This is a genomic window from Mucilaginibacter angelicae, assembly GCF_042434235.1.
GTDB lineage: Bacteria > Bacteroidota > Bacteroidia > Sphingobacteriales > Sphingobacteriaceae > Mucilaginibacter > Mucilaginibacter angelicae.
The window spans coordinates 53249-75082 of record NZ_JBHLTS010000079.1 but is presented as its reverse complement, the minus strand read 5'-3'; the positions used below and the strand labels follow the sequence as shown (position 1 = coordinate 75082).

19 protein-coding genes are annotated in these 21834 nt (G+C 44.5%); 8 read left to right on the top strand and 11 right to left on the bottom strand.

Going from position 1 to position 21834, the window contains the following annotated elements; all coding sequences use genetic code 11:
- Positions 1 to 53: 53 nt before the first annotated feature.
- A complete protein-coding gene (locus tag ACFFGT_RS30005) occupies positions 54 to 1304 on the bottom strand; it encodes an aspartyl protease family protein (RefSeq protein ID WP_377026207.1) in 1251 nt (416 codons plus the stop codon).
- A 59-nt stretch (positions 1305 to 1363) separates the two neighbouring features.
- On the opposite strand from ACFFGT_RS30005, the gene ACFFGT_RS30000 reads away from it, so the two are divergent.
- On the top strand, positions 1364 to 2689 hold the full coding sequence (locus ACFFGT_RS30000; RefSeq protein ID WP_377026206.1) for a D-alanyl-D-alanine carboxypeptidase/D-alanyl-D-alanine-endopeptidase: 1326 nt from the start codon (positions 1364 to 1366) through the stop codon (positions 2687 to 2689).
- A gap of 232 nt (positions 2690 to 2921) precedes the next feature.
- Here the strand turns inward: ACFFGT_RS30000 and ACFFGT_RS29995 are convergent, their stop codons facing one another.
- The 6 genes from ACFFGT_RS29995 to ACFFGT_RS29970 all read right to left on the bottom strand — a co-directional run bounded on the left by ACFFGT_RS29995 (position 2922) and on the right by ACFFGT_RS29970 (position 9920).
- A complete protein-coding gene (locus ACFFGT_RS29995; RefSeq protein ID WP_377026205.1) occupies positions 2922 to 3905 on the bottom strand; it encodes a YihY/virulence factor BrkB family protein in 984 nt (327 codons plus the stop codon).
- A 115-nt stretch (positions 3906 to 4020) separates the two neighbouring features.
- Positions 4021 to 4677, bottom strand: a complete 657-nt coding sequence (locus tag ACFFGT_RS29990) for a M15 family metallopeptidase (RefSeq protein WP_377026204.1) — start codon at positions 4675 to 4677, stop codon at positions 4021 to 4023.
- Between the two features lie 28 nt (positions 4678 to 4705).
- A complete protein-coding gene (locus tag ACFFGT_RS29985) occupies positions 4706 to 5932 on the bottom strand; it encodes an alanine dehydrogenase (protein ID WP_377026203.1) in 1227 nt (408 codons plus the stop codon).
- A gap of 53 nt (positions 5933 to 5985) precedes the next feature.
- Positions 5986 to 6402: a tRNA (adenosine(37)-N6)-threonylcarbamoyltransferase complex ATPase subunit type 1 TsaE gene (tsaE, locus tag ACFFGT_RS29980; protein WP_377026202.1), complete on the bottom strand. Its 417-nt coding sequence runs from the start codon at positions 6400 to 6402 to the stop codon at positions 5986 to 5988.
- Between the two features lie 607 nt (positions 6403 to 7009).
- Positions 7010 to 9523 (bottom strand): TonB-dependent receptor, encoded by a 2514-nt coding sequence (locus tag ACFFGT_RS29975; RefSeq protein WP_377026201.1) that lies wholly within the window; start codon positions 9521 to 9523, stop codon positions 7010 to 7012.
- Between the two features lie 73 nt (positions 9524 to 9596).
- Positions 9597 to 9920, bottom strand: coding sequence for a hypothetical protein (locus ACFFGT_RS29970; protein WP_377026200.1), 324 nt, complete (start codon positions 9918 to 9920; stop codon positions 9597 to 9599).
- A 200-nt stretch (positions 9921 to 10120) separates the two neighbouring features.
- Between ACFFGT_RS29970 and ACFFGT_RS29965 the strand changes: the two genes are divergently transcribed.
- From ACFFGT_RS29965 to ACFFGT_RS29955, 3 genes are all read left to right on the top strand, one after another.
- Complete coding sequence (locus ACFFGT_RS29965; protein ID WP_377026199.1) at positions 10121 to 10471, top strand: hypothetical protein; 351 nt, start codon at positions 10121 to 10123, stop codon at positions 10469 to 10471.
- Between the two features lie 307 nt (positions 10472 to 10778).
- Complete coding sequence (locus ACFFGT_RS29960) at positions 10779 to 11489, top strand: peptidylprolyl isomerase (RefSeq protein ID WP_377026198.1); 711 nt, start codon at positions 10779 to 10781, stop codon at positions 11487 to 11489.
- Between the two features lie 196 nt (positions 11490 to 11685).
- Positions 11686 to 12453, top strand: a complete 768-nt coding sequence (locus ACFFGT_RS29955; protein ID WP_377026197.1) for an exodeoxyribonuclease III — start codon at positions 11686 to 11688, stop codon at positions 12451 to 12453.
- 67 nt (positions 12454 to 12520) lie between these two features.
- Here the strand turns inward: ACFFGT_RS29955 and ACFFGT_RS29950 are convergent, their stop codons facing one another.
- Positions 12521 to 13549 (bottom strand): zinc-dependent alcohol dehydrogenase family protein, encoded by a 1029-nt coding sequence (locus tag ACFFGT_RS29950; RefSeq protein ID WP_377026196.1) that lies wholly within the window; start codon positions 13547 to 13549, stop codon positions 12521 to 12523.
- A 78-nt stretch (positions 13550 to 13627) separates the two neighbouring features.
- On the opposite strand from ACFFGT_RS29950, the gene ACFFGT_RS29945 reads away from it, so the two are divergent.
- The 4 genes from ACFFGT_RS29945 (at position 13628) to ACFFGT_RS29930 (ending at position 18318) form a co-directional block, all read left to right on the top strand.
- A complete protein-coding gene (locus ACFFGT_RS29945) occupies positions 13628 to 14479 on the top strand; it encodes an AraC family transcriptional regulator (protein ID WP_377026195.1) in 852 nt (283 codons plus the stop codon).
- Positions 14480 to 14775: 296 nt separating this feature from the next.
- Entirely contained in the window at positions 14776 to 16236 is a 1461-nt protein-coding gene (locus tag ACFFGT_RS29940; protein ID WP_377026194.1) for a circularly permuted type 2 ATP-grasp protein, read from the top strand.
- A gap of 160 nt (positions 16237 to 16396) precedes the next feature.
- Positions 16397 to 17332 (top strand): alpha-E domain-containing protein, encoded by a 936-nt coding sequence (locus ACFFGT_RS29935; RefSeq protein WP_377026193.1) that lies wholly within the window; start codon positions 16397 to 16399, stop codon positions 17330 to 17332.
- A gap of 17 nt (positions 17333 to 17349) precedes the next feature.
- A complete protein-coding gene (locus tag ACFFGT_RS29930; protein WP_377026192.1) occupies positions 17350 to 18318 on the top strand; it encodes a transglutaminase family protein in 969 nt (322 codons plus the stop codon).
- Positions 18319 to 18623: 305 nt separating this feature from the next.
- On the opposite strand, the gene ACFFGT_RS29925 is transcribed toward ACFFGT_RS29930, so the two are convergent.
- From ACFFGT_RS29925 to ACFFGT_RS29915, 3 genes are all read right to left on the bottom strand, one after another.
- Complete coding sequence (locus ACFFGT_RS29925; RefSeq protein ID WP_377026191.1) at positions 18624 to 19835, bottom strand: glycosyltransferase family 4 protein; 1212 nt, start codon at positions 19833 to 19835, stop codon at positions 18624 to 18626.
- Between the two features lie 57 nt (positions 19836 to 19892).
- Complete coding sequence (gene rnhB / locus ACFFGT_RS29920; RefSeq protein WP_377026190.1) at positions 19893 to 20489, bottom strand: ribonuclease HII; 597 nt, start codon at positions 20487 to 20489, stop codon at positions 19893 to 19895.
- 89 nt (positions 20490 to 20578) lie between these two features.
- Positions 20579 to 21817 (bottom strand): PP2C family protein-serine/threonine phosphatase, encoded by a 1239-nt coding sequence (locus ACFFGT_RS29915; protein WP_377026189.1) that lies wholly within the window; start codon positions 21815 to 21817, stop codon positions 20579 to 20581.
- Between the last annotated feature and the right edge of the window lie 17 nt (positions 21818 to 21834).

Sequence of the window (21834 nt, the reverse complement as noted above, 5' to 3'; positions counted from 1 at the left end):
CTTTTTTTAGCGGTAAAGCGTTTTATCAATAATAAATTTACAGGTATTATTAATTATATGCGGCGTTTAAGGGTTAGTACAACCTTGTCAACTCGTTTATCATGATAAACCTCAAGCAACAGGCTTCTGTCGTCCTTTGATTTAAAAAGTTCATCAATATCCTGGAGGTTCATTTTTGAAACAGGTTTAAAATTTACCGATATTATTTCGTCGTCGCGTTCAAGGCCAATTTCATCGGCCGCCGAGCCCGGTTCAACGCGGCTGATGATGATCCTTTCCAGGTGATCGCCGGCTGCGTAATACTCAAGACCGCTCATGTCATGCTCAAATGGGTCGTTATAGGTAAAGCTGGGTTTTAAATACATAGCGCTATCGGGATAATCAAGAATAACCGTAAAGCGCTTCAGGATACCAACCCCGAGGTTCCCATCACGCATTACCGACAGGCGGCTTTGATTATTGCCATCATCAGGAAAGGAAGCCAATACATTTTTCAGCCTGAATTTGCCCAAGTCAAACTCTTCCATCCTGCTTATAAAGCCATTTATAGGGCCGTTTAAGCCAATGCCAAGGTTGGCTGAAGCAATGAACTTTTGCGGAAGCCCATAGGTTTTGATATAACGCTCTATTGATACAGGATGACCGGCCCCAAGGTCAACAACCAATTTGGCTTTTATGGGTGCAATGCCCGGCATAATTGCCCGGGCATATACGTATGCCTTTCTGTCTTCAACAGACATAGGGATTTTATTCGCTTTTCTGAAGGGTTTAAGGTCTTTCGGCCTGCAAACGGTAACCGTGCTGTCCTGAAAGCTGATCTTTGCTGCCAGGTTATTAAAAAACTCGTAGCCCAGCAAGCCATGGATAGGCATACCGGCATAACCGGAAAGGTTAAAGACATCTTTTTTTAGGATGGCAGCAGCAACATCGTAGCTAACCAGTCCGGGTATATCAACATCTATCGTTGAGGTTACATAAGCTTCAGAATCCTCACCCTCGCCCAGCCCCGGGATTTTTAATGTACGTTTATTAGGAATGCTGATGGAATCAGCTAATTTAGGATCGGTTATGATCATAAGGCCTACGCCGGTATCCAATATAAAATTAAAGGGCCCTTTATGATTGATCTTGAGCTGAATGATCAGCAGGTTTCGTTCCAGTTTGAACGGAATGGTCACCTTTTTTTTATGCACATCAAGATCAAAGTACTGGGCCCGGGCTGTGGCTGCAAAGCAAAATGTTAACACAAATGCAAGCCACAATGCCCCCGGATGGCGTAAATTATAATATAGCTTGTGTAACAAAGTGGTTATAGTTGGTATATTAAATTTACGAGATTTATTTGTTAAATAATTATTTTATTATGCGAAAGTCAACAATTTCATTTCTGTTAATTGTTTGTGTTTTATCCCTTTGTCATGATACCATTTATGCCCGTTCGATAAAAAAAAGAAAAGTTAGAAAGCTGTTTAAGCATTCGCAGATTGTTAATGATCATTTTACCGGCTTCGCCCTTTATGATCTTGACGAGCATAAAATGATATATGAATTAAATAGTGATAAATACTTTACCCCGGCATCCAATACCAAGCTTTTCACTTTTTATACCTGCCTTAAAATGCTTGGCGATTCTATCCCGGCATTGCGTTATCAAACCCGCGGCGATTCGCTGATATTCTGGGGTACCGGCGATCCCTCCTTTTTACACAGCGATTTGAAAGGCGTGAACGGGCTTAACTTTTTGAAAAGCAGTAACAAGCGGCTTTTTTATTCGCCCGGCAATTATACAGGCGGTTTTTTTGGAGCAGGCTGGGCCTGGGACGATTATAATGATTACTACCAGGCCGAAATTACAGCCCTGCCTATTGAAGATAATGTAGCACTGCTTTACGCCGATAATGACGGCAATATGCAGGTAAAACCTAACTATTTAAAACGGTTTTTAAACGCAGATATCAATTACCATCCCACCCAGTTTAAAGTTAAGCGCGATTTTATCAGCAATAACTTTGTATACCCGGCCGGGGAGATCCCCAAAAACTACAAACAGGAGATCCCCTGGAAAACAAGTTTACAGCTTACCATGGCCCTGCTGCAGGATACACTGAAAAAAGAGGTATCCTTATTGCAGGAGCCAATTACCGGAGATGCCAAAATTGTTTACAATACCAACGCCGATTCGGTTTACCGGCGAATGCTGCAGCCAAGCGATAATTTTATTGCCGAGCAATTGCTGCTGGTATGCTCGTCGGGAAAATTTAATACCCTCAATGCCGATTCGGTGATCAATTATTCAAAAACTCATTTTTTAAATGATTTGCCGGATGTGCCGCAATGGGTTGATGGTTCGGGATTATCGCGCTTTAATTTGTTTACCCCACGGGATATCGTAGCCTTGCTGCTCAAAATTCAGGACAAAGTGAAAGACGAAAGCCTGTTACATAGCATGATGCCAATAGGCGGCGTGTCCGGTACAATTAAAAGCGCCTATAAAACAGATAACGGACAGCCATTTGTGTGGGCTAAAACCGGATCGTTAAGCAATAACCACAATCAAAGTGGCTACATAACTACCCGAAAAGGCAAGCGCCTGGCGTTTTCGTTCATGAACAATAACTTTACCCGGCCAACCCGCGAAATAAGGGATGAAATGGTAAGGATCATGACGTATATACATGAGGAGTTTTAAAATAGATATTAAATCTATGTCATTGCGAGGAGGAACGACGAAGCAATCGCATACTATACAGGGCGGATATGCTTCCGTGCGGTTACCCTCTTTTGGCGCAAGTGTTGTGTGATTGGTTGTGGGCATGCTCACTTGTGCCTGCGGATAAGCACAAGTCTCCAACTTCACAACGCCTCGCTCAAGACTTGCGCTAAGAGTGACATTGTTTTTAACTTCTTAAACCATTCTCCTCTCATCCATCCTTTTTCAAATTTCCCTTTAATTCGGGGTTTTGGGCAGGGAGTATTTTTACGCGGTGTTCAACCTCGGTTTGCTGAATGTGAACGGCGTAATCGGCGGGCTCGATATGGCTTCCGCTGGCTTCGGCAAATACCTGGGTAAACTCTGCCCCTATGTATAATATGGCCGATGTGTAGTAGATCCAAACCAGGATCACGATGATGGAGCCGGCAGCGCCATAAGCCGAGCCTTGCGCTGTGTATTGAATGTAAAGACTGATCACATATTGGCCCAGCATAAACAAAATTGCTGTAAACATAGCCCCGCTGCGCACATCGCGCCATTTGATCTTAACATCGGGCAAAAACTTGAATATGATTCCAAATAATGTAGTGATAACCACCAGTGTAATACCCAGGTTTAGCACCTGGACAAATATTTTTGTTAAGGAATCGATACCTGGAAAAAAACGCTGGATCTGATCTTGCAGGGCACTTATGATCAGGTTGATAATAAGCGATGCTAATAGCAGGAAGCCCAGGCTGATGATCAGCGAAAATGAAACGAAACGGTTTTTCAAAAGCTGTATCCAACCGCTTTTGGGTTTGGCTTTAACCCGCCAGATCATGTTGAGCGAATCCTGGATCTCAATAAAAATACTGCTTGCGCCCAATAAAAGCGTAACCACGCCAATAACCACAGCTATGCCCGATTTTCCGGACAATGCAAGATGCTTTAATGCATCCTGAATTTGTGCTGCCGGCCCTTTGCCAACGTAATGAACAATTTCAGGATATAACCGATCTGCAGCGGCATCCTGACCAAAAACAAGGCCGGCCACGGATATTACAATAATTAATAAAGGGGCTATTGAAAAAACAGTGTAATAAGCCAGGGATGCACTTAATTTTAAGCCATTATCTTTTGAAAAGCCCGTGAATGATGCCAGCAGCACCTTCCATAGTTGTTTAAGATATTCTTTGCTGAAAAGCTTCATGCCTGTGTTTTTGTGGGTTAACGCCTGTTTGTGTATGGTTAAGCAATATTAATGCCTTTTGTAAGGTGGATGTAATAAAAGTTGTAAGTTTTAAAATGGTGAGCATAAGAAAAGCTTATAGGTTTTGAACCGGGATATCCAGCAGCTCGTACCCTGCCCAGCCCATAAAATCATAATGCCACCATTCGGTTGATATTACCCTGAAGCCGTATTTGGCCATCACCGTTTTCAGCAGCTCACGGTTGGCAATTTGCTGCGGGGGTAAATTAACATAATTTGCTCCTGCCTTGCGGCTAAAACTATCAAAGCCGGTTGGCATCTCCAGTTCTTTACCGGTTTTAAGGTTGATGAGGGTAAGGTCAATTGCACAGCCCCTGTTATGTTTTGACCCTCTGCGCGGGTCGGCTACAAAATTGGTATCGGGGGCCATTTCATAAAAATTAACGGTAACGGAATATGGCCGGTAGGCATCGTAAATTTTAAGACCGAGGCCCTGCATTTTTAATTCGGCCTCAACCTGCTGAAGCGCCTTTACTACCGGCAGGCAGGCAAATGCTTTGGCTGTTGTGTACATGCGGCGGTGCATGAAATTGTTGCTGGTAGCATACCGCAGGTCTAAGGCTATTTCGGGGATATATTTTTTTATTTCAACCAGTTGTTTATCCGGGTTTGCCTTAACCTGTCTTTTATAACGGGCAATGCTGCAAACTTTTGTACTGTCGATATACTTATAATGTTGTGCACGAACGCGTAATGCACCTGCGATAAGCATTAACAGGATTAAATACTTACGGATCATATTACCTGTGCGATACGATCAGCAGGTCGAGATCTTTACAGGGGATAGAAAAACGCTCACCGATATGTTTATTGGTAAGCTGCCCCTGGTAAATATAAACCGCGTTACGTACACCCGATTTTTGCCAGATGAGGTTTTTAACTCCGCCCATATCACCTATATCAAGCAGGATCGGTGCAAAAATATTGGTGAGCGCATAGGTAGCGGTACGAGCCACACGCGACGCAATATTAGGCACACAATAATGAATTACATCATATTTGCGAAAAACCGGGTGGGTGTGGTTGGTAACCTCGGATGTTTCAAAGCAGCCGCCCTGGTCAATGCTTACATCAATGATCACCGAGTCGCGCTTCATGCGGCTAACAGTAGCTTCGGAGATAATACATGGGCTGCGGCCATCTTCGGCGCGGAGCGCACCAATAGCTACATCGCAGGTGGTGATGGCCTTTTCCAATACAATAGGCTGTACCACCGAAGTGAAAACCCTGGCGCCAATGTTGTTTTGCAGGCGGCGAAGCTTGTATATTGATGGGTCAAACACTTTAACTTCGGCACCCAGGGATATGGCGGTGCGTGCGGCATATTCCCCTACTGTGCCTGCGCCGAGGATTACAATTTCGGTTGGCGGAACACCGGTTATACCGCCCAGCATCAGGCCTTTACCTTCAAAAACATTACTCAAATATTCGGCAGCTATGAGTATGGAGGTAGCACCTACAATTTCACTCATGGCCCTTACTACAGTAAGGGTATTGCCCTCATCGCGCAGGTGTTCAAAGCTTAGCGCGGTAATTTTTTTGGCCATCAGGGCATGCATGCTTTCGGCCTTGAGCGTAGCCATTTGCAGGGTGGAGATCAGGATCTGCCCGGGTTTCATCATCTCAATTTCGTGCGCCGTGGGCGGGGCTATTTTAATGATGATATCGGCCTCGTAAACCTTTTGGGTATCATAAACTATCTGGGCGCCCTGTTCGCTGTAATCCTTATCCGAAAAATTGGCTGCCTGCCCGGCATTGCTCTCCAGCATTACGTCGTGGCCATTATTAACCAGTAAGGCTACCGAGAGCGGTGTTAAAGGCACCCGGTTTTCCTGGAAGGAGATCTCTTTAGGAATGCCGATGTACAGCTTGTTCTTTTTATTTTTTACCTCCAGCAACGACTCCTGGGGCTGCATCATTGCTTGTTTAGCAATATCCGAAAACCCGCTGTATATCCCTGAACTCATGATGTATTTTTTTAAAGGCTGTTGAAGATAAGAAAAAACGATGGATGATAAAACTAAATATTTTCGATGCTGATACTGCGCGAGCTGCTGTCCAAAACCTGGATCCGGATGTTGGTATAGTGGGTCGGGAGCAGATCGGGGATTTTTTCGGGCCACTCAATAAAGCAGTAGGCATCGCTGTAAAAATATTCTTCATAGCCCATATCCAATGCTTCTGTTTGGTTTTTAAGGCGATAGAAATCAAAATGAAATATCCTGCTGTCGCGGCCGGTGTATTCGTTCACGATAGAAAACGTTGGACTGGTAGCCTGTTCAGTTACCCCCAGTTGTTCACATAACGCTTTGATAAGCGTTGTTTTCCCCGCCCCCATTTCGCCGTAAAAAAGAAAAATTTTATTCCCCGCCGAGTTGGCCAGGATGGCTTCGGCAGCCTGCGGAAGTTTGGATGTTGAATTTACAGATAGTTGCACAGTGATAGTTTTGTTCTATACGATGTCATTGCGGGCGAAGCCTCACCCAACCCTCTCCTTTGGAGAGGGCTAAAAAAGCTTTTTCAAGTCTCCCCTTTTGGGGGAGATTTAGAGGGGGCTAATTGCCACGCTTCGCTCGCAATGACATATGTTTTATGTTCAAAAATACTCAAAATCCCTAAAATTATAAATTAGCTGTCAACGGCCGCAATGCTTGTGGATACCAGGAGAAGAAGTATTAATATTTTACGCATACAGAAAATACAGGAGATGGGATCAAATGTTTGGCCCCCGGCTCCCTAAAGGGGAGTTTGACTTGATGGTGACGTTTGTTGCATGCAGTAGTAAGAACACAAAGACGCTAAGAAAAATCTTTGCGTCTTCGCGCCTTTGCGAGAAATAGTTCCCTTAAAATTATCAGGAGGCACAAGTCACCCCGGCACAGGCAACCGCACAAGACTTGCGCCAGTAGGGTAAATTATAAATTAGCTGTCCTATATATCGAAGAAGACCCTGAACGCAATGAAGGATGACAAAACAGGAAATCATCTAAACAAAAAAGTCCCGCCATGAAGGCAAGGACTTTTACATTATAGTTTAAACCAGATCAGGATTTTTTATTGCTGTTGAAGCCGAATGGAACAACCACTTTAAAGCTGATATTGCGGCCCATATTAAAAATACCGGGATGCACGCCATCGGGTACATTCGGGTTATCAAAATATTTGAGCCTGCTCATGTTTGATTGATAATTAACATTGGCAAGGTTGGTGCCTTCAACAAAAAGCTTGATAACCGGCTGGCCCGCTTTGTTAACAATATTGCCGCCAAAGCCTGCGCTTAACAGGTTGTAGCCTGCTGTGTAGGTTTCAGTGCCATATGCTGCGAAAAAGCGGTCTTGTGCGCTGTAGTGGTCAAAGCCAACAAACGCATAAATGCTTTTAACTTTACCGAAGCCGCCGTTAAATGTACCGCGCAGTTCAGAATGCGTATGCAATGGCGGAATGAAAGGCAGGTATTTTAAGCTATCGGCAACCGGGCCGCCATTGCCTTTATTTTCGCCATAAGTTAAGCTTAAGGAGTTTTCAAAGTGCAGCCATGTAAGCGGGTGTAAATCGACACTAACCTCGCCGCCATAAATGCGGGCTCTGCTTTGTACATAGGTAAACGTGGTATAACCTTGTGTAAAAACCGGACTGCCATCTGCAGCTAACACCTGTTGCTGATAAATGTAGTTTGACAGGTTGTTGTTAAACACCTCAACACTGGCCGAAATATTGGGCAGGGTAAGGAAGGTGCCGACATCTTCCTGTAAGCTAAACTCCGGTTTAAAGTTTTTATCGCCGATGTGATAGATCTGTGAGCCGGGATCGGGGCCGTTGGCCGAGATTTCGGCAATACTTGGCGCCCTGAATCCACGGGAGATATTACCCTTGATCAGGAAAGCATCCGACACGTTATAGGTTGCCCCAAAGCTGCCCGAAAATCCGCTGAACCGTTTGTTAAACGAATCGAACTGTTTGGTAACGTTTGCCGCTGTTTCGGGATTACTGCCGGTGTATAACTGCGGAAATCCATTTCGGCCAAGTGTGTCAACATATGCAGCACTGTTGCTGAACGAGCGGGTATCATACCTTGCACCTGCCGAAAGATCAAGTTTTCCGAAGCTCTTTTTGATTACAAAGAAAGGGCCGATATCAAACTGGTGATAGGCAGGGATCGGGAAGTCGGTAGCATCGCCAATGGTATTATTCTGGTACTGGCCGTTGATACCAAAGGTTGTTTCATACTCGTTACCGATGTTAAAGTTGTATTTAACATCATAGGTATAAGTAGTAAGGTGCAGGTTAAGCCCGGCAATATCGCCCGCCTCCGGGTGGGTATATTCGCGGCGGTGGCTGAATTGATACCCCAGGTTAACCACTAAGTTTCCGTTGCCTAAAATAAAGTTACTGTTATTGTAAATGCGGTAAAGTTGTACGTGCTGGTGCAGTGTTGGGATACTGTATGAGTTTAAAACAGATTGCGGAACAATTGGCCTGAAGGCATCATCCTCGGTAACTTGCTGGGTAAACTTACGGGTAAGCGAATCGCGGCTGCCGTCGGGTATAGCTTGTTCATCGTCAAATACTGAGGCGTGCAGGTATGAATACCCCCACGATTTATTAAGACCTACCATTACACGGGCATCTTTTTCGCGATAGTTGGTGGCATAAACGCGACCGTCGTGCTCATTTTGATAGTCTTTGCTGCCTTTGGCCGAAATCACGGTTCCCCAGATGAGGCCGTTTTGATTGCCCTGTAACCTGAACGAACCATTATATAAGCCCTGGTTGGTACCATACAAGCCCTGAACTGAACCCAGGATTTTGCCTTCGGGCACTGGTGCCGGCGAGATCAGGTTCACAACACCGCCAATGGCATCCGAACCATAGGTTAAACTTGCCGGGCCTTTGATCACCTCAACCCTGTCGATAGAGTTTTGATCCACTTCAATACCGTGCTCATCGCCCCATTGCTGGCCTTCCTGGCGAATGCCATCCTGCAGGGTGATCACCCTGTTGTAGCCCAAACCATGGATAAATGGTTTTGATACGTTGGGGCCTGTAGTAACGGCACTTACGCCAGGCAGTGTAGCTATCTGGTCAATAATATTGCCCGATGCGGCACGCTGCTCCAAATAAGCCTTGCCTACAGCAAGCATTGGTACTGGACTGCGTTTTATTTCAGTGGCTTTGCTTACGCCGGTAATAACAACTTCGCCGGCTTCAAGCGATGAGGTTTGCATTTTAACATCAAATACGCTTGTTTTTGAAAAATCGACCCTTTGGTTAACGGTTAAATAACCTATATAAGTTACCTGCACAAGGAAAATACCTTTAGGTACGCTGCCGAAACTATATTTACCATTCACATCGGTAATTGCCCCTTTACGTAAATCCGGGATGTTTACCGTTGCGCCGATAATTGGTTTGCCATCGGCCTTATCGGTAATGGTGCCCGAAAGGCTGCCAATAGCATCTTCGGCTTTGTTATTTATAGTATTAATGGGGCTGTTGGCAAATGCAATGGACTGAGCAGATACTAATAATATAATGAAGCTTATAAGCTTTAATTTCATGATTAAAATTTAAGAAAATTCAATAGATGCCGTTGACTGTACGGCTTTGTTTTGCGGGAAAAATAAGGTAGCGTTATGCGGCTGCCGGAGGTGCCCTGCCCGCCGAGAGGATAAGCGCAATGCTTACAAAATCGTAATCGCCGGGTTTAAAAACATGAGCAGATGTTACGAGGGGTATTAAAAATAGGCTATTGCTTACAACCAATGCATCGGTATGGTGCATTGCATCACACAGTAAACACTTTTCTTTAACCGTTTGCTGACCCTGAGGCACATGGCTGTGTTTGGTGATACCTTTAATAAGCGTATGCTGGTGCGAATAAACCATATACTGCCCGGCCACAAAGCAAACAAGCAGCAGCCACGCAAATACAATATGTAGGCGGTTTTTTTTCACAGTCAACATCCTTTTAACGGACTAAAGCAAAAGTAAGTATTAAAACGGGAATATTAATGCAACATTGTAACAATAATGTGGTGTTCATGGTTCATAGATGATAGTTCATGGTCTTAGTGTTTGTTAGAAAAAGGGCACTTTGCATCATTTTACTATGAACTATCATCTATGAACCATGAACTAAGCTATCTTTGCGAAATATGACACCTGCTGAGATCAATAAGAAATGGGAAGTGCTGCAGCTACGCATAGCTGAGGATTTTGACAACGAGAAGCCCGATATAAAAGTGATGCTTTTTTTGATTGGGGTACAGGAACTGGGCCAGGGCCCGCGTAAGTTCAGCAAGCGCCAAAAGGAAGAACTGATGCATATAGCTACCTGCCGTTTAATGAGTATGATGGGTTTTTACGAGCTTGAAGGCCTTGACCAGGATGGCTGGCCGCATTGGAAACGCATAAAAGTAATCCCCAATTATACCCTGCTTGAACAGGAAATGATGATGAAATCGCTCATTGTTAATTACTTTGAGGAGATGGAGGGGGAGAATTAGTGAGTGGTTTATTGGGTTGATTAGGTGAGTGGTTGGCAAAGGGTTGAGTGTTTGTAAATGGCTTTTGAGCGGGGGATTACGCGATTCCCTCCCTTGGGAGGGTGTAGGGAGGGGTTTCTCAATTATACTTGTTAATTAGCAATGCGTATAAACCCCTCCCTGCCGACACACTTGACAGCCGCACCCCTCCCCGAGGAGGGAATATAAAATATTCGAATACCTATGACTCATCTATATCAGCAATTAGGTTATTGTAATCAATAAAAAAATCAACGCAATCAACGCAATCAAAAAAATCAACGGTCATATGAAGAAACTTTTTACCCTAAGCATTCTTTTATTAACCCTTACTGTCGCGTTTGCTGGGCCGCCTAAAAACCAGTATGTGCGCATCCATACTACTTATGGCGATTGTATCCTTCGCCTGTATAATGAAACCCCGTTACACCGGGATAATTTTATCAAGCTTACCAAAAAGGGGATCTATAACGGTACGCTGTTTCACCGGGTGATCCAGAATTTCATGATCCAGGGGGGCGATCCGGATTCGAAAGATCCGGTAAAAGCTAAACCTGGCGCCGAGCTGGGCAATGGTGAGGTTGGTTATACTATCCCTGCCGAGTTTCGTGACAGTCTGTTTCATAAACGTGGTGTACTTGCCGCCGCGCGCGACGATAACCCTAAAAAAGAATCGAGCGGCTGCCAGTTTTATATTGTAGAAGGCAAGCGCTTTACCGATGGTAAACTGGATACATTGGAAAATACCCGTCTTAAAGGCCGCAAGATCCCAACCTGGCAGCGCGAATGGTATAAATCAGTTGGCGGCTCTCCGCACCTTGATCAAAACTATACCGTTTTTGGCGAAGTTGTTACCGGCATTGATATGGTTGATCGCATTGCTGCTGTAAAAAAAGACTCAAATGACCGGCCCCTCGCTGATGTGCCTATGACTGTTGAGCTGCTGAGCAAGAGAGAATGCAAGCGTTTGGATGCCATTCTTTTCCCAAAGGGGAAATAATACGTTGTCGGCTACCAACTGCCGCGAGTTTAGCGACAGCGTAACTCGTGGTTGGCATGATGTAAGCTTACATAAACTCAGCTGAAAGCTGACACCATGGTACACCACGGGTTGAAAACCCGCGGCAGATAGTTTTATTTATTAATATTGCGACATGAACTTTAAAAAATTCCCCCTTTAGGGGGTTAGGGGGCAAATGAAAATAATTACATATAACGTTAACGGCATCCGATCAGCAATTAACAAGGGTTGGCTGGCCTGGTTACAGGCTACCGATGCCGATGTTGTTTGTTTGCAGGAAATTAAAGCAACACCAGATGTACTGACCGATCTTGGGCTGGTTGACCAGATGGGCTATCAGCACTATTGGTTCCCGGCCGAAAAGAAAGGCTATAGCGGTACGGCTATTTTTACCAAAATGTTGCCCAAACATGTTGAGTACGGCTGCGGTATTCCCGATTTTGACCGTGAAGGCCGCTGTATTCGAGTTGATTTTGACGAGGTATCGGTGATGAGTGTTTATTTCCCATCAGGTTCAAGCGGCGATGAGCGGCAGGTTTTTAAATACCGTTTTTTAGATGAGTTTGGTAAATACCTTACTCTGCTTAAAGTAGAGCATCCTAACCTGGTAGTTTGCGGCGATTATAACATTTGCCACCGCCCTATTGATATTCACAACCCTAAATCAAACGCCAATTCATCGGGCTTTTTACCAGAGGAGCGTGAATGGATGGAAAACTTTATTGAAGGCGGTTTTATAGATACGTTCCGATACCTGAATAAAGAGCCACATAACTACACATGGTGGAGCTTCCGGGCCGGATCCCGCGGTAAAAACTTAGGCTGGCGTATTGATTACGCCATGGCCAGCATGCCGCTTGAAGAAAAGATCCGTCGTGCAGCGATACTGCCCGAGGCCAAACACTCCGATCATTGCCCGGTATTACTGGAACTGGAGTTTTAAAGCCCCGTTTCTGTTTAATAAAACCAGCCTGCCGGGATAAGTTTATCTCCGGCAGGCTGGTAATCAATTATTCTGCTACATCTACCACCAGTTTTCCAACCGATTTGCCGTTTTCAACAATATCGTGGGCTTCCTGGGCTGTAGCCAATGTAAAACGCCTTTCATCAACCAGGGGAACCAGTTTACCTGCTTCGGCAAGTTTGGTAGCTTCCTGCATGATCTCGCCATGGTGTTTGCGGCCCTTGCCGGTAAGCATCGGCATTAAAGTAAACACCCCCGAATAGGTAGCGCCCCTGAACGATAGCGGGGCAAGTTTATGTTCGCCCCATCCAAGGCAACTCACCACGTGGCCGGTATAGTAACGCACCGCATTAAATGAAGCATCCAATGTTGCGCCGCCCAAAGTGTCGTACACAATATCAAAGCCTTCGCCTGCGGTGTACTTGTTTACATATTCATCAATAGTTGTGGCGCGATAATCAATAAAAGTAGCACCTATGCTTTCAATGTATTGTTGCTGACCGGCACTTCCTGTTGCATAAACATCTGCACCAAAAGTCCTGGCTATTTGTACAACGTTGTGGCCTACCCCACCTGCGCCACCATGTACCAATACTTTTTGACCTGCATGCACCTGTGCCCTGTCAACCAAACCTTCCCAGGCGGTTATAAAATTAAGCGGCATAGCGGCAGCTTGTCTGAAGCTTAGGTTTGATGGTTTAACCGCCAGCAGATCGGCATCAAAAACGCCATACTGTGCTAATGATCCCTGCAAGCCACCTATGCCTCCGGCCAAACCGTATACTTCATCTCTGGCTTTAAACGCAGTGACTCCGGCACCAGCAGCTTCAACAATGCCGGTAACATCCATTCCCAAAACAGCAGGCAGGGGCTGATGGGCATGGGCGCCTTTTCCTGTGCGGATCTTATTATCAAGCGGACTAACACTGCTGGCTATTATTTTTATCAGCACCTGGCCCTCTCCTGCCACAGGGCGTTCAATATCAGTTAGTTTCAGAGGCTCGTTTGCTGTTTCGGCAATCATGGCCTGCATGGTGGTTTTATTTTCAGTGTTCATTGGGGTTTTTCTTATCATTTAATAATGATGTAAAATTATACAACACTTGCCTTGTTATCCTTGTACAAACCCTCGTAATAATTGTACATTTACACTATGGTTAAGGATAATTTATACCAGCCTTTCGAGATCGTATTGCGCGAACCCCTCAGCGCTTGCCCCCGAAGCGAACATTCACACAGCTTTTTTGAGTTCATTTATATTGTAAGCGGTACAGGGAAACAATGCATTAACAAAAGCAAGTTTATCTATAAGCCTGGCCACCTGTTTTTACTTACCCCCGATGACTCCCATTATTTTGAGATAGCAACACCGACGCAGTTCCTGTTCATCCGTTTTAATATGGCATACATAAAAGATTACAAACTGCCGGGTGATGCTGTTAAGCACCTTGAATTTATTCTTAAAAATGCCGCACAGGCACCGGGTTGTGTATTGAAAAACCACGAAGACAGCGCTGTTGTAAAACCCATTATGCAGGCCATCATCAGCGAGCAGCAAAAAAATGGCCTGTACAGCAAGGAGCTTTTGCAGCAATACATCAACACGGTAATTGTAATAGTTGCCCGTAATGTGGCCATGAGCATGCCCGATGAAGTGGATGAAAATACCGAAGAAAAGGCGCTTGATATTTTGCAGTATATCCATACCAATATCTATTTTCCCGAAAAGCTTAGAGTTGATGTTATAGCCGATAAAATGGGGATTTCAGAAACCTATGTAGGCCGTTATTTTAAAAAGCACACTAACGAAACCCTGCAGCAATACATCATTAATTACAAACTTAAGCTCATTGAAAACCGGTTGCTTCACAGTAATATGCGCATGGTTGAAATTGCCAACGAACTTGGGTTTAACGATGAAAGCCACCTGAACCGCATTTTTAAAAAATACAGGGGCACAAATCCATCGGAGTTTAGAAAAGCCGGATTGCAGGTTATATTATAGTGTTGTTTAGGTTAATAAACTGATCGTCATCCTGAATACATCTTACTTTTATACAAAATAAGTGTATATACAATAGCAATGCTCAACGGATAAAATTTAACAACATTTAATAGATAAACGTTAATTAATCTTGTATTAAGCCTCTGTTAACATTGGCGACATCTATGCAAATTGAAAATTTGATTAAAATATCTTCAAAAATTTCAAAATAATTTGCTTTTTTATCAAAAACACTTCATAAATTACAATTCTTAAAGATAACTGATTATCAAATTTTAATTAATTGTAATTTTTTCATGGAAGAATCAGGTTATTTTAACAAATATAGCCCAATTGATAACGTTTGGGACGAAATGTATGGCTTAGATGCTAATGTTCGTGAACATTACCGCAAAGTTATCGACTACATTTCAAAAGAATCGGCCGATGACCTGAACAAAAAAGAGGAGCTTGCCAAGCGCCTTTTCATGAGCCAGGGTATTACTTTTACCGTTTATAACAGCGGCGAAGGCATTGAAAAGATTTTTCCTTTTGATATTATTCCACGCATTATCACTGCCGATGAATGGGCTTTTGTTGAGCGGGGCATTAAGCAGCGCCTTAACGCGCTTAATCTTTTCTTGAAGGATATTTACCACAATCAGTTTATTGTTAAGGATGGTATAGTACCTATTGATATCGTTTATTCGTGCCCGCACTTTCTGCGCGAAATGTATCAGCTCCAGGTGCCTTATGATATCTATGTACATATTTCGGGTATCGACCTGATCCGTGATGAGGACGGCACCTTTTATGTGCTTGAGGATAACCTGCGCACCCCATCGGGCGTAAGTTATATGCTCGAGAACCGGGAGATTACCAAGCGGCTGTTTCCTGATCTGCTTCCGCAATGCAGCGTACGCAGTGTTACCGAATACCCTTCCATATTATATAAAAACCTGCTGGCACTTTCGCCGCGGCAAATCCATAACCCAACAATTGTTTTACTTACGCCGGGCATTTACAATTCGGCTTATTTTGAACATACCACGCTGGCCCGTTTAATGGGGGTTGAGCTGGTAGAAGGGCGCGACCTGGTGGTGAACAACCATAAGGTTTATATGAAAACCACAACCGGCCTGCAGCAGGTTGATGTGATCTATCGCCGTGTGGATGATGAGTTTCTTGATCCGCTGGTATTTAACCCTGCAAGCATGCTGGGGGTGGCAGGCCTCATGGGCGCTTATCGCAAAGGAAACGTAGCCATAGTAAATGCTACAGGTACCGGCGTGGCCGATGATAAGGCAGTTTATGCCTACGTGCCCGATATGATCCGTTATTATCTTAATGAGGAACCAATCCTTAAAAACGTACCGACACACCAGTTAGGCAACCCTGACGAGCGCGAAATGGTATTTAAAAACCTCAATAAAATGGTGGTTAAAAAAACCAATGGCAGCGGCGGGTACGGTATGCTGATGGGCCATGCGGCAAGCGAACAGGAAATAGATGAATATAAAAAAGAAATACTGAAAGATCCCCGTAATTTCATAGCGCAGCCAACTATCAGTCTTTCGGCGGCGCCATGTTATATGCAGGGCGAATTAAAACCCCGCAGGGTTGATTTAAGGCCTTACGCCCTTTACGGTCCCGATGGTATTGAAATAGTGCCGGGCGGTTTAACCCGCGTGGCTTTAAAAGAAGGCTCACTGGTGGTTAACAGTTCGCAGGGCGGCGGCAGTAAGGATACGTGGGTGTTAAGCCCCCCGACCCCCTAAAGGGGGAGAAATTGCGAAGAGCAAGTTTTTTAAACCCGCTCTTGAGAGGGCAATCGTGCATGCCCAATTAAATTGAATAAACGAATTAAAATATAACTAACAAGCTGGCGGTAAAACCGCCGGCATAATCATTCCCCCTTTAGGGGGTTAGGGGGCTTTTATGTTAAGCAGGGTTGCAGCAAGTTTTTATTGGTTAAGCCGTTACATTGAGCGCAGCGATGGTATGCTGCGGATGCTCAAAATTAATTATGCCTCATCGCAGGATACGGTGCAGGAATTTACCTGGGAGCCTGTAATGAGGATCTTTGCCGGACTGGATGCCGGTGAGGCCGAAAAGCTGGACAATGACAGCCGGTCGGTTTTAAAGTATATGGTTACCGGGAAAAATAACCATAACTCCATACTTAACATTATTACACTGGCGCGTGAAAACGCACGCGGCGTACAGGAACACATTACCAAAGATCTTTGGCAATGCCTTAACGAGTATTATCACACCGTAAAAGATCCGCGCCTGGAACGGGCCCTGCACAGGGAAGACCCGATAGGCGTGCTGGATGTTTTGATAAAACAGGTCATGCTTTATTATGGCACTGTCGAGATAACCATGGAGCGCGGTGAAGGCCGTGCATTTATGAACATTGGCAAGTACCTGGAACGGGCAATCCAGTCGGTTGATATTTTGGATACCAAATTCAGCTCGATAAGTGACAATCCCGATCTGCTTACAGATACAACCTACTGGAAACACTTGTTACTTTCACTGGGCGGTTATGAGCTGTATTTAAAAACTTACCGTGAAGGCTTTGAGGCCGAAAACGTGCTGGAACAGGTTGTGCTGAACAATGACTTTCCGCGTTCGGTGATCTATTCGGTAAACAATATTCAGCGCTATTTTGACCGGTTGAAAAACGACAGTAACGCCGATGATTACCGGGAGATGTCGTTCCAGATAGGCAGGCTGCAAAGCCGCATTAAATACAGTTCGGTAAAAAGTATCAGGCAGGAAGGCCTGCACCTGTTCCTTACACAGATCAGGAGCGAGTTATATGGCGTAGGTAATTCACTGAACCAGCATTATTTTGCTAATTCATAATTTAATTTAAAGAAGAGATGCCTGAATTTAAGATCCAACATATCACTAAATACACCTATGAGGGGCCTGTTCGTGACAGCGCCAACCAGATCATCCTTTTCCCGATAAAAGATGAATACCAGGAAGTGATAAAACAGGAGTTGAGCATAACCGGCAACCCGGTGGTTGATACCCATATTGATTATTACGGCAACGAGGTTGGCAGTTTTACTTATAGCGATCAGCACAATATGCTGGTGATCAATTCAAAATTGGTTGTTGTTACCCGTCAGCGCCCCTTGCCTGTTAACGATATCTTTCCGGATCAGCAGTGGGAAGCCCTTAAGCGCCTTCAGTATATGGTGCCTTATATTGATTTTTTAAAGCAGGAATACTTTGAGGGACTGCCCGAATTGCAGGCAATAGTTGAGCAGGTACGCCGTATAGACGAAACACCTTTCCAGGTAGCGCTTCGTTTTTGTGACTGGGTATACAAAAACTTTGAGTATATAAAAGGCGTAACCACGGTTGAAACCACGCTCGACGAGGTTTGGAACCTCAAAGCCGGTGTTTGCCAGGATTTTGCACACATATTGATGGTTATGCTGCGCCAGCTTAAAATACCATCACGTTATGTAAGCGGCTATATCTGCACCCACAGTAGCGCTATGCGCGGCGAAGGCGCCACTCACGCCTGGGCCGAGGTATACGTGCCCGATTACGGATGGCTTGGCATCGACCCTACAAACAACTGCGTTGCCAACGAAACCCATGTACGTTTGGCTGTAGGTCGCAATTTTTCAGACTGTTCGCCGGTTAAAGGTGTTTATAAAGGGGCACACGATCACAAGCTGGAAGTATCCGTAGCCGTAGATGATGCCGATGCTATTGTTTTTGACGATAAAATTCATGAAGCACCTGCTATGCACGCTGTAACTGAATTTCCTAAAAACAGCTATCAGCGCTATATGGACATTATTCAGCAGCAACAACAACAGCAGCAGTAGGGCCAGTTGGCAGTTTTCAGTGTGCTGTTGGCAGTGAGGAGTATTTTACAGAATCAATTATCATTTCTTACCATTGTTGTCATTACAAGTGTTGGGAAAATGAAAGTTTGGAAAACAAACAAAACTATGTCATTGCGAGCGCAGCGTGGCAACCGCACGGAGGCATATTCGCCCTGTATAGTATGCGATTGCTTCGTGCCTCGCAATGGCATATTTTTTATCTTACGAACACTTATGGTGTTGTCACCAACAACTCTACGATCGAAGTTTCTTGATTTAGTATCTAATTCAGGAGAATCCTCAAATCAGGCAAATAAAGGTTCCAAACTTTGATAAAAAGCAACCAGGCGTGGCGCTACCACGTGTACATCGTGCTGCTCTTCAATTAAACGGCGGGCGTTGAGGCCAATGTTGCGGCAAAACTCTTCGTCGGCGATACAACGTTCAATAGCACCGTAAAATTCCTGCCGGTTGTTGGCAATGAGGATATTGGTGCCATTGATAAAGTTTATGCCTTCGGCACCCAATGAGGTGGAGATGATGCACTTTTCCATGGCCATACCCTCCACTATTTTAACCCGCATACCGCCGCTGGAAAGCAATGGCACTACCATAATAGCCTTGCTGTTCACAAACTCAAAGGCATCGTCAACCTCGCCCTGGATAAAAATTTTACCCATTACCTCATAATCATCAAAGCTATCGGGAATATTATGCCCTGCAACATAAAATTTTACACGCAGGTCACCTTCGGTAAGGTCTTTATAGAAATTCTCAATAAACCACTCAATTCCCTCCCTGTTGGGCATCCAATCTAAAGAGCCCAGAAAAAACAAGCTTGGAAATTCGGTTTTATTATAATCCGGTTTATAATCGGGCAGGGAAATGCCTACCGGAAAAATCTCCACCGGAATGGTAACGCCGTATGATAACAGCGTTTTTTTATCCTCATTGGTAAATACCGCTATTGCATCAAATTTATTGAGTTGCTGCAGTTCATAGTCCTTTACCCTGCGGGCCAGCAAATGCAGGTACCATTTCTTAAACAGATCGCTTTTTTGCTGCGCCAGCCGCATCCATACCTGGTGTTCAATATTGTGCGACCGGTAAATCAGCCTTGCTTTGCTATGCTTGCGGATAGCCGTCAGGTAAGGCGTTACAAACAGCCCCTCGAACTGGATAATATCATAGGCCGTTTGGCGCAATTCGCGCAGCAGCAGCTTTTCAAATTCGGCATCGTAATAACGATCAACATCGTTTGATTTTTTGCTGAACAGGTTGCCTATCGCATCAAGTACCGATACATTGATGTTGATATCGTATGATGTATACTGAATTTTTTGCAGCAGTTCATCTTCGGTAGTTTGTACGCTGCCGTGATATTTTTTTCCATTTAAAGCCACCAGTGAAACTTCGTGCCCGAGTGCAATCAGCCCTTTAATGGTATTGCAAACTACAATGGCGTAACCGCCATTTTGCGGAAATGGTACACGATGTGTTAAAATAAGGATCTTCAAACGGTGGATTGGGTTTTTAACAAAAATACCATCCTGAACGTGGTATTCAAAACTTCATTAAAAAATACTTAACTGTGGGTCGGTAACCCTGAAAGTACGGCGGTGATAGGGCGTAAAACCAATCTTCATTACCGTTTCGCGATGTTTGGTAGTAGGATAACCTTTATTGGTATGCCAATCGTACTCCGGGTGTTCGGCTGCTATCTGCATCATATAATCATCGCGGTAAGTTTTAGCCAATATGGATGCCGCCGCTATGCTGAAATATTTTCCGTCGCCTTTAATAATACACTCATGCGGAATGCTCCGGTACTTTTTAAATCGGTTACCGTCAATGATCAAAAACTGTGGCTCCAGATGTAATTTTTCAATGGCCCGGTGCATGGCGAGGAATGATGCATTAAGGATGTTGATCTCATCTATCTCCAGATTATCAACAGATGCTACAGCATAGGCTACGGCCTTCTCCTCAATCTCGGCGCGAAGCTGATACCTTACCTCTTCGGTAAGCTGCTTTGAATCGTTCAGCAGGTGATGGTCAAAATCTGGTGGTAAAATAACCGCAGCAGCAAAGACAGGGCCGGCAAGGCATCCGCGCCCCGCTTCATCGCATCCTGCTTCTAAAAATTCAAACTGGTACCTGGCTGATAGCATCCGGCAAATATAATAAGTGTTGTAAACGTGTTGGTGAAGTAATTAGTATGATGAGTTTTTCAACAAAAGAATGGTGCAAATCCTTATGCTTAAAAAATCTTTAGCGTAAGCAGGGTAATATCGTCAATGGGCTTGCTTTTGTGTACATTAGTCAGGTAATCCATTAAAGCCTGGTTAAAGTTGTCGGGCGATAGCTCGCCATGCGCCAGCACAAAATCAAGCAATTTGTCCTCATTCCATACTTTGGAGCTTGGTGATTCAAAATCCATGAGCCCATCTGTATAGTTAAAGATCAGGCTGCCGGGTTCAACATCAACTTCGCCCTCATTTAAAAAAGGCAGTTCTTCAAAAACACCAATCATAGTGGTGCCCAGCTTAAGCGGAATAGCTCCGCCTTCTGAATATAATATGGTTGGGTTGTGACCAGCGTTAATGTAGTTAAGCCGGCGATTTTTCTGGTTATAGCGTGCAAGAAACAGGGTTATAAACCGTTCGCCTTTGGTGTTGCTGAGCACAATTTTATTCAAGCGATCAATAATATTGGTCAAATCACCCTCAACCGCTGCCCAGGCATGCAGGCTGGCCTGGAAATTGGCCATCAGCAATGCTGCCGAAATTCCCTTGCCCGATACATCGGCAATACACCATAAAAACTCATGCTCATTGAGGCGGATAAAATCAAAATAATCGCCGCCGATGTTTTGATGCGGAAGGTATTTAGCACCGATCTCCACGCTGTCGTCCTTATGCACCCGCATGGGGATCAGCATGTTCTGCACCTCTACGGCAAGCTCCATTTCACGCTGAAAACGTTCTGACTGCAGCCGCTCGCGGAAAAGCTTCTTATTTTCCAGTGCCACAATGATCACGTTCATCAGTGTTTGGATAAAATTAAGATCATTGTTAAGCATCTCGCCCGAGGTGTTGAAATCGCCAATGAGGGCGTAGGCTAATGCTTTGCTTTTGTGATATACGGGGATAAAATAATTGTATTTTTTGAGAATAGGGTCCTGGTGCCCTGATATGGCAATAGGGGCTTTAACCTTGCTCAGCTTTTTGCAGGCCCGGCTCAATACCACCGACGATTCAATATCACCGCCATATTTGGCTATACAGGCAAATTTATTGTCCTTTTCAATCAAAAACCGGAGCTTGCCTACCTGCAAATAGTTTTGCAGAATAACTTCCAGCATTTGAATGAGGATAGGTGTGGCGGTGTTTTTGTTTATCGCCCGCGTTATTTCCAATAAAGAATTTAATTCCGACTGCCGTTTGAGCAAAAGCCTGATCAATTCGTCTTCGCCGGAACCGTCGTCTATATTCAGCATATTGATTAAGTACGCTG

Bases quoted from the DNA above. Each gene is read 5' to 3' on its own strand.
- ACFFGT_RS30000 (WP_377026206.1), top strand. From the start codon at position 1,364: ATGCGAAAGTCAACAATTTCATTTCTGTTAATTGTTTGTGTTTTATCC.
- ACFFGT_RS29995 (WP_377026205.1), bottom strand. From the start codon at position 3,905: ATGAAGCTTTTCAGCAAAGAATATCTTAAACAACTATGGAAGGTGCTG.
- ACFFGT_RS29990 (WP_377026204.1), bottom strand. From the start codon at position 4,677: ATGCTTATCGCAGGTGCATTACGCGTTCGTGCACAACATTATAAGTAT.
- ACFFGT_RS29985 (WP_377026203.1), bottom strand. From the start codon at position 5,932: ATGAGTTCAGGGATATACAGCGGGTTTTCGGATATTGCTAAACAAGCA.
- ACFFGT_RS29975 (WP_377026201.1), bottom strand. From the start codon at position 9,523: ATGAAATTAAAGCTTATAAGCTTCATTATATTATTAGTATCTGCTCAG.
- ACFFGT_RS29965 (WP_377026199.1), top strand. From the start codon at position 10,121: ATGACACCTGCTGAGATCAATAAGAAATGGGAAGTGCTGCAGCTACGC.
- ACFFGT_RS29960 (WP_377026198.1), top strand. From the start codon at position 10,779: ATGAAGAAACTTTTTACCCTAAGCATTCTTTTATTAACCCTTACTGTC.
- ACFFGT_RS29955 (WP_377026197.1), top strand. From the start codon at position 11,686: ATGAAAATAATTACATATAACGTTAACGGCATCCGATCAGCAATTAAC.
- ACFFGT_RS29950 (WP_377026196.1), bottom strand. From the start codon at position 13,549: ATGATAAGAAAAACCCCAATGAACACTGAAAATAAAACCACCATGCAG.
- ACFFGT_RS29945 (WP_377026195.1), top strand. From the start codon at position 13,628: ATGGTTAAGGATAATTTATACCAGCCTTTCGAGATCGTATTGCGCGAA.
- ACFFGT_RS29940 (WP_377026194.1), top strand. From the start codon at position 14,776: ATGGAAGAATCAGGTTATTTTAACAAATATAGCCCAATTGATAACGTT.
- ACFFGT_RS29935 (WP_377026193.1), top strand. From the start codon at position 16,397: ATGTTAAGCAGGGTTGCAGCAAGTTTTTATTGGTTAAGCCGTTACATT.
- ACFFGT_RS29930 (WP_377026192.1), top strand. From the start codon at position 17,350: ATGCCTGAATTTAAGATCCAACATATCACTAAATACACCTATGAGGGG.
- rnhB (WP_377026190.1), bottom strand. From the start codon at position 20,489: ATGCTATCAGCCAGGTACCAGTTTGAATTTTTAGAAGCAGGATGCGAT.
- ACFFGT_RS29915 (WP_377026189.1), bottom strand. From the start codon at position 21,817: ATGCTGAATATAGACGACGGTTCCGGCGAAGACGAATTGATCAGGCTT.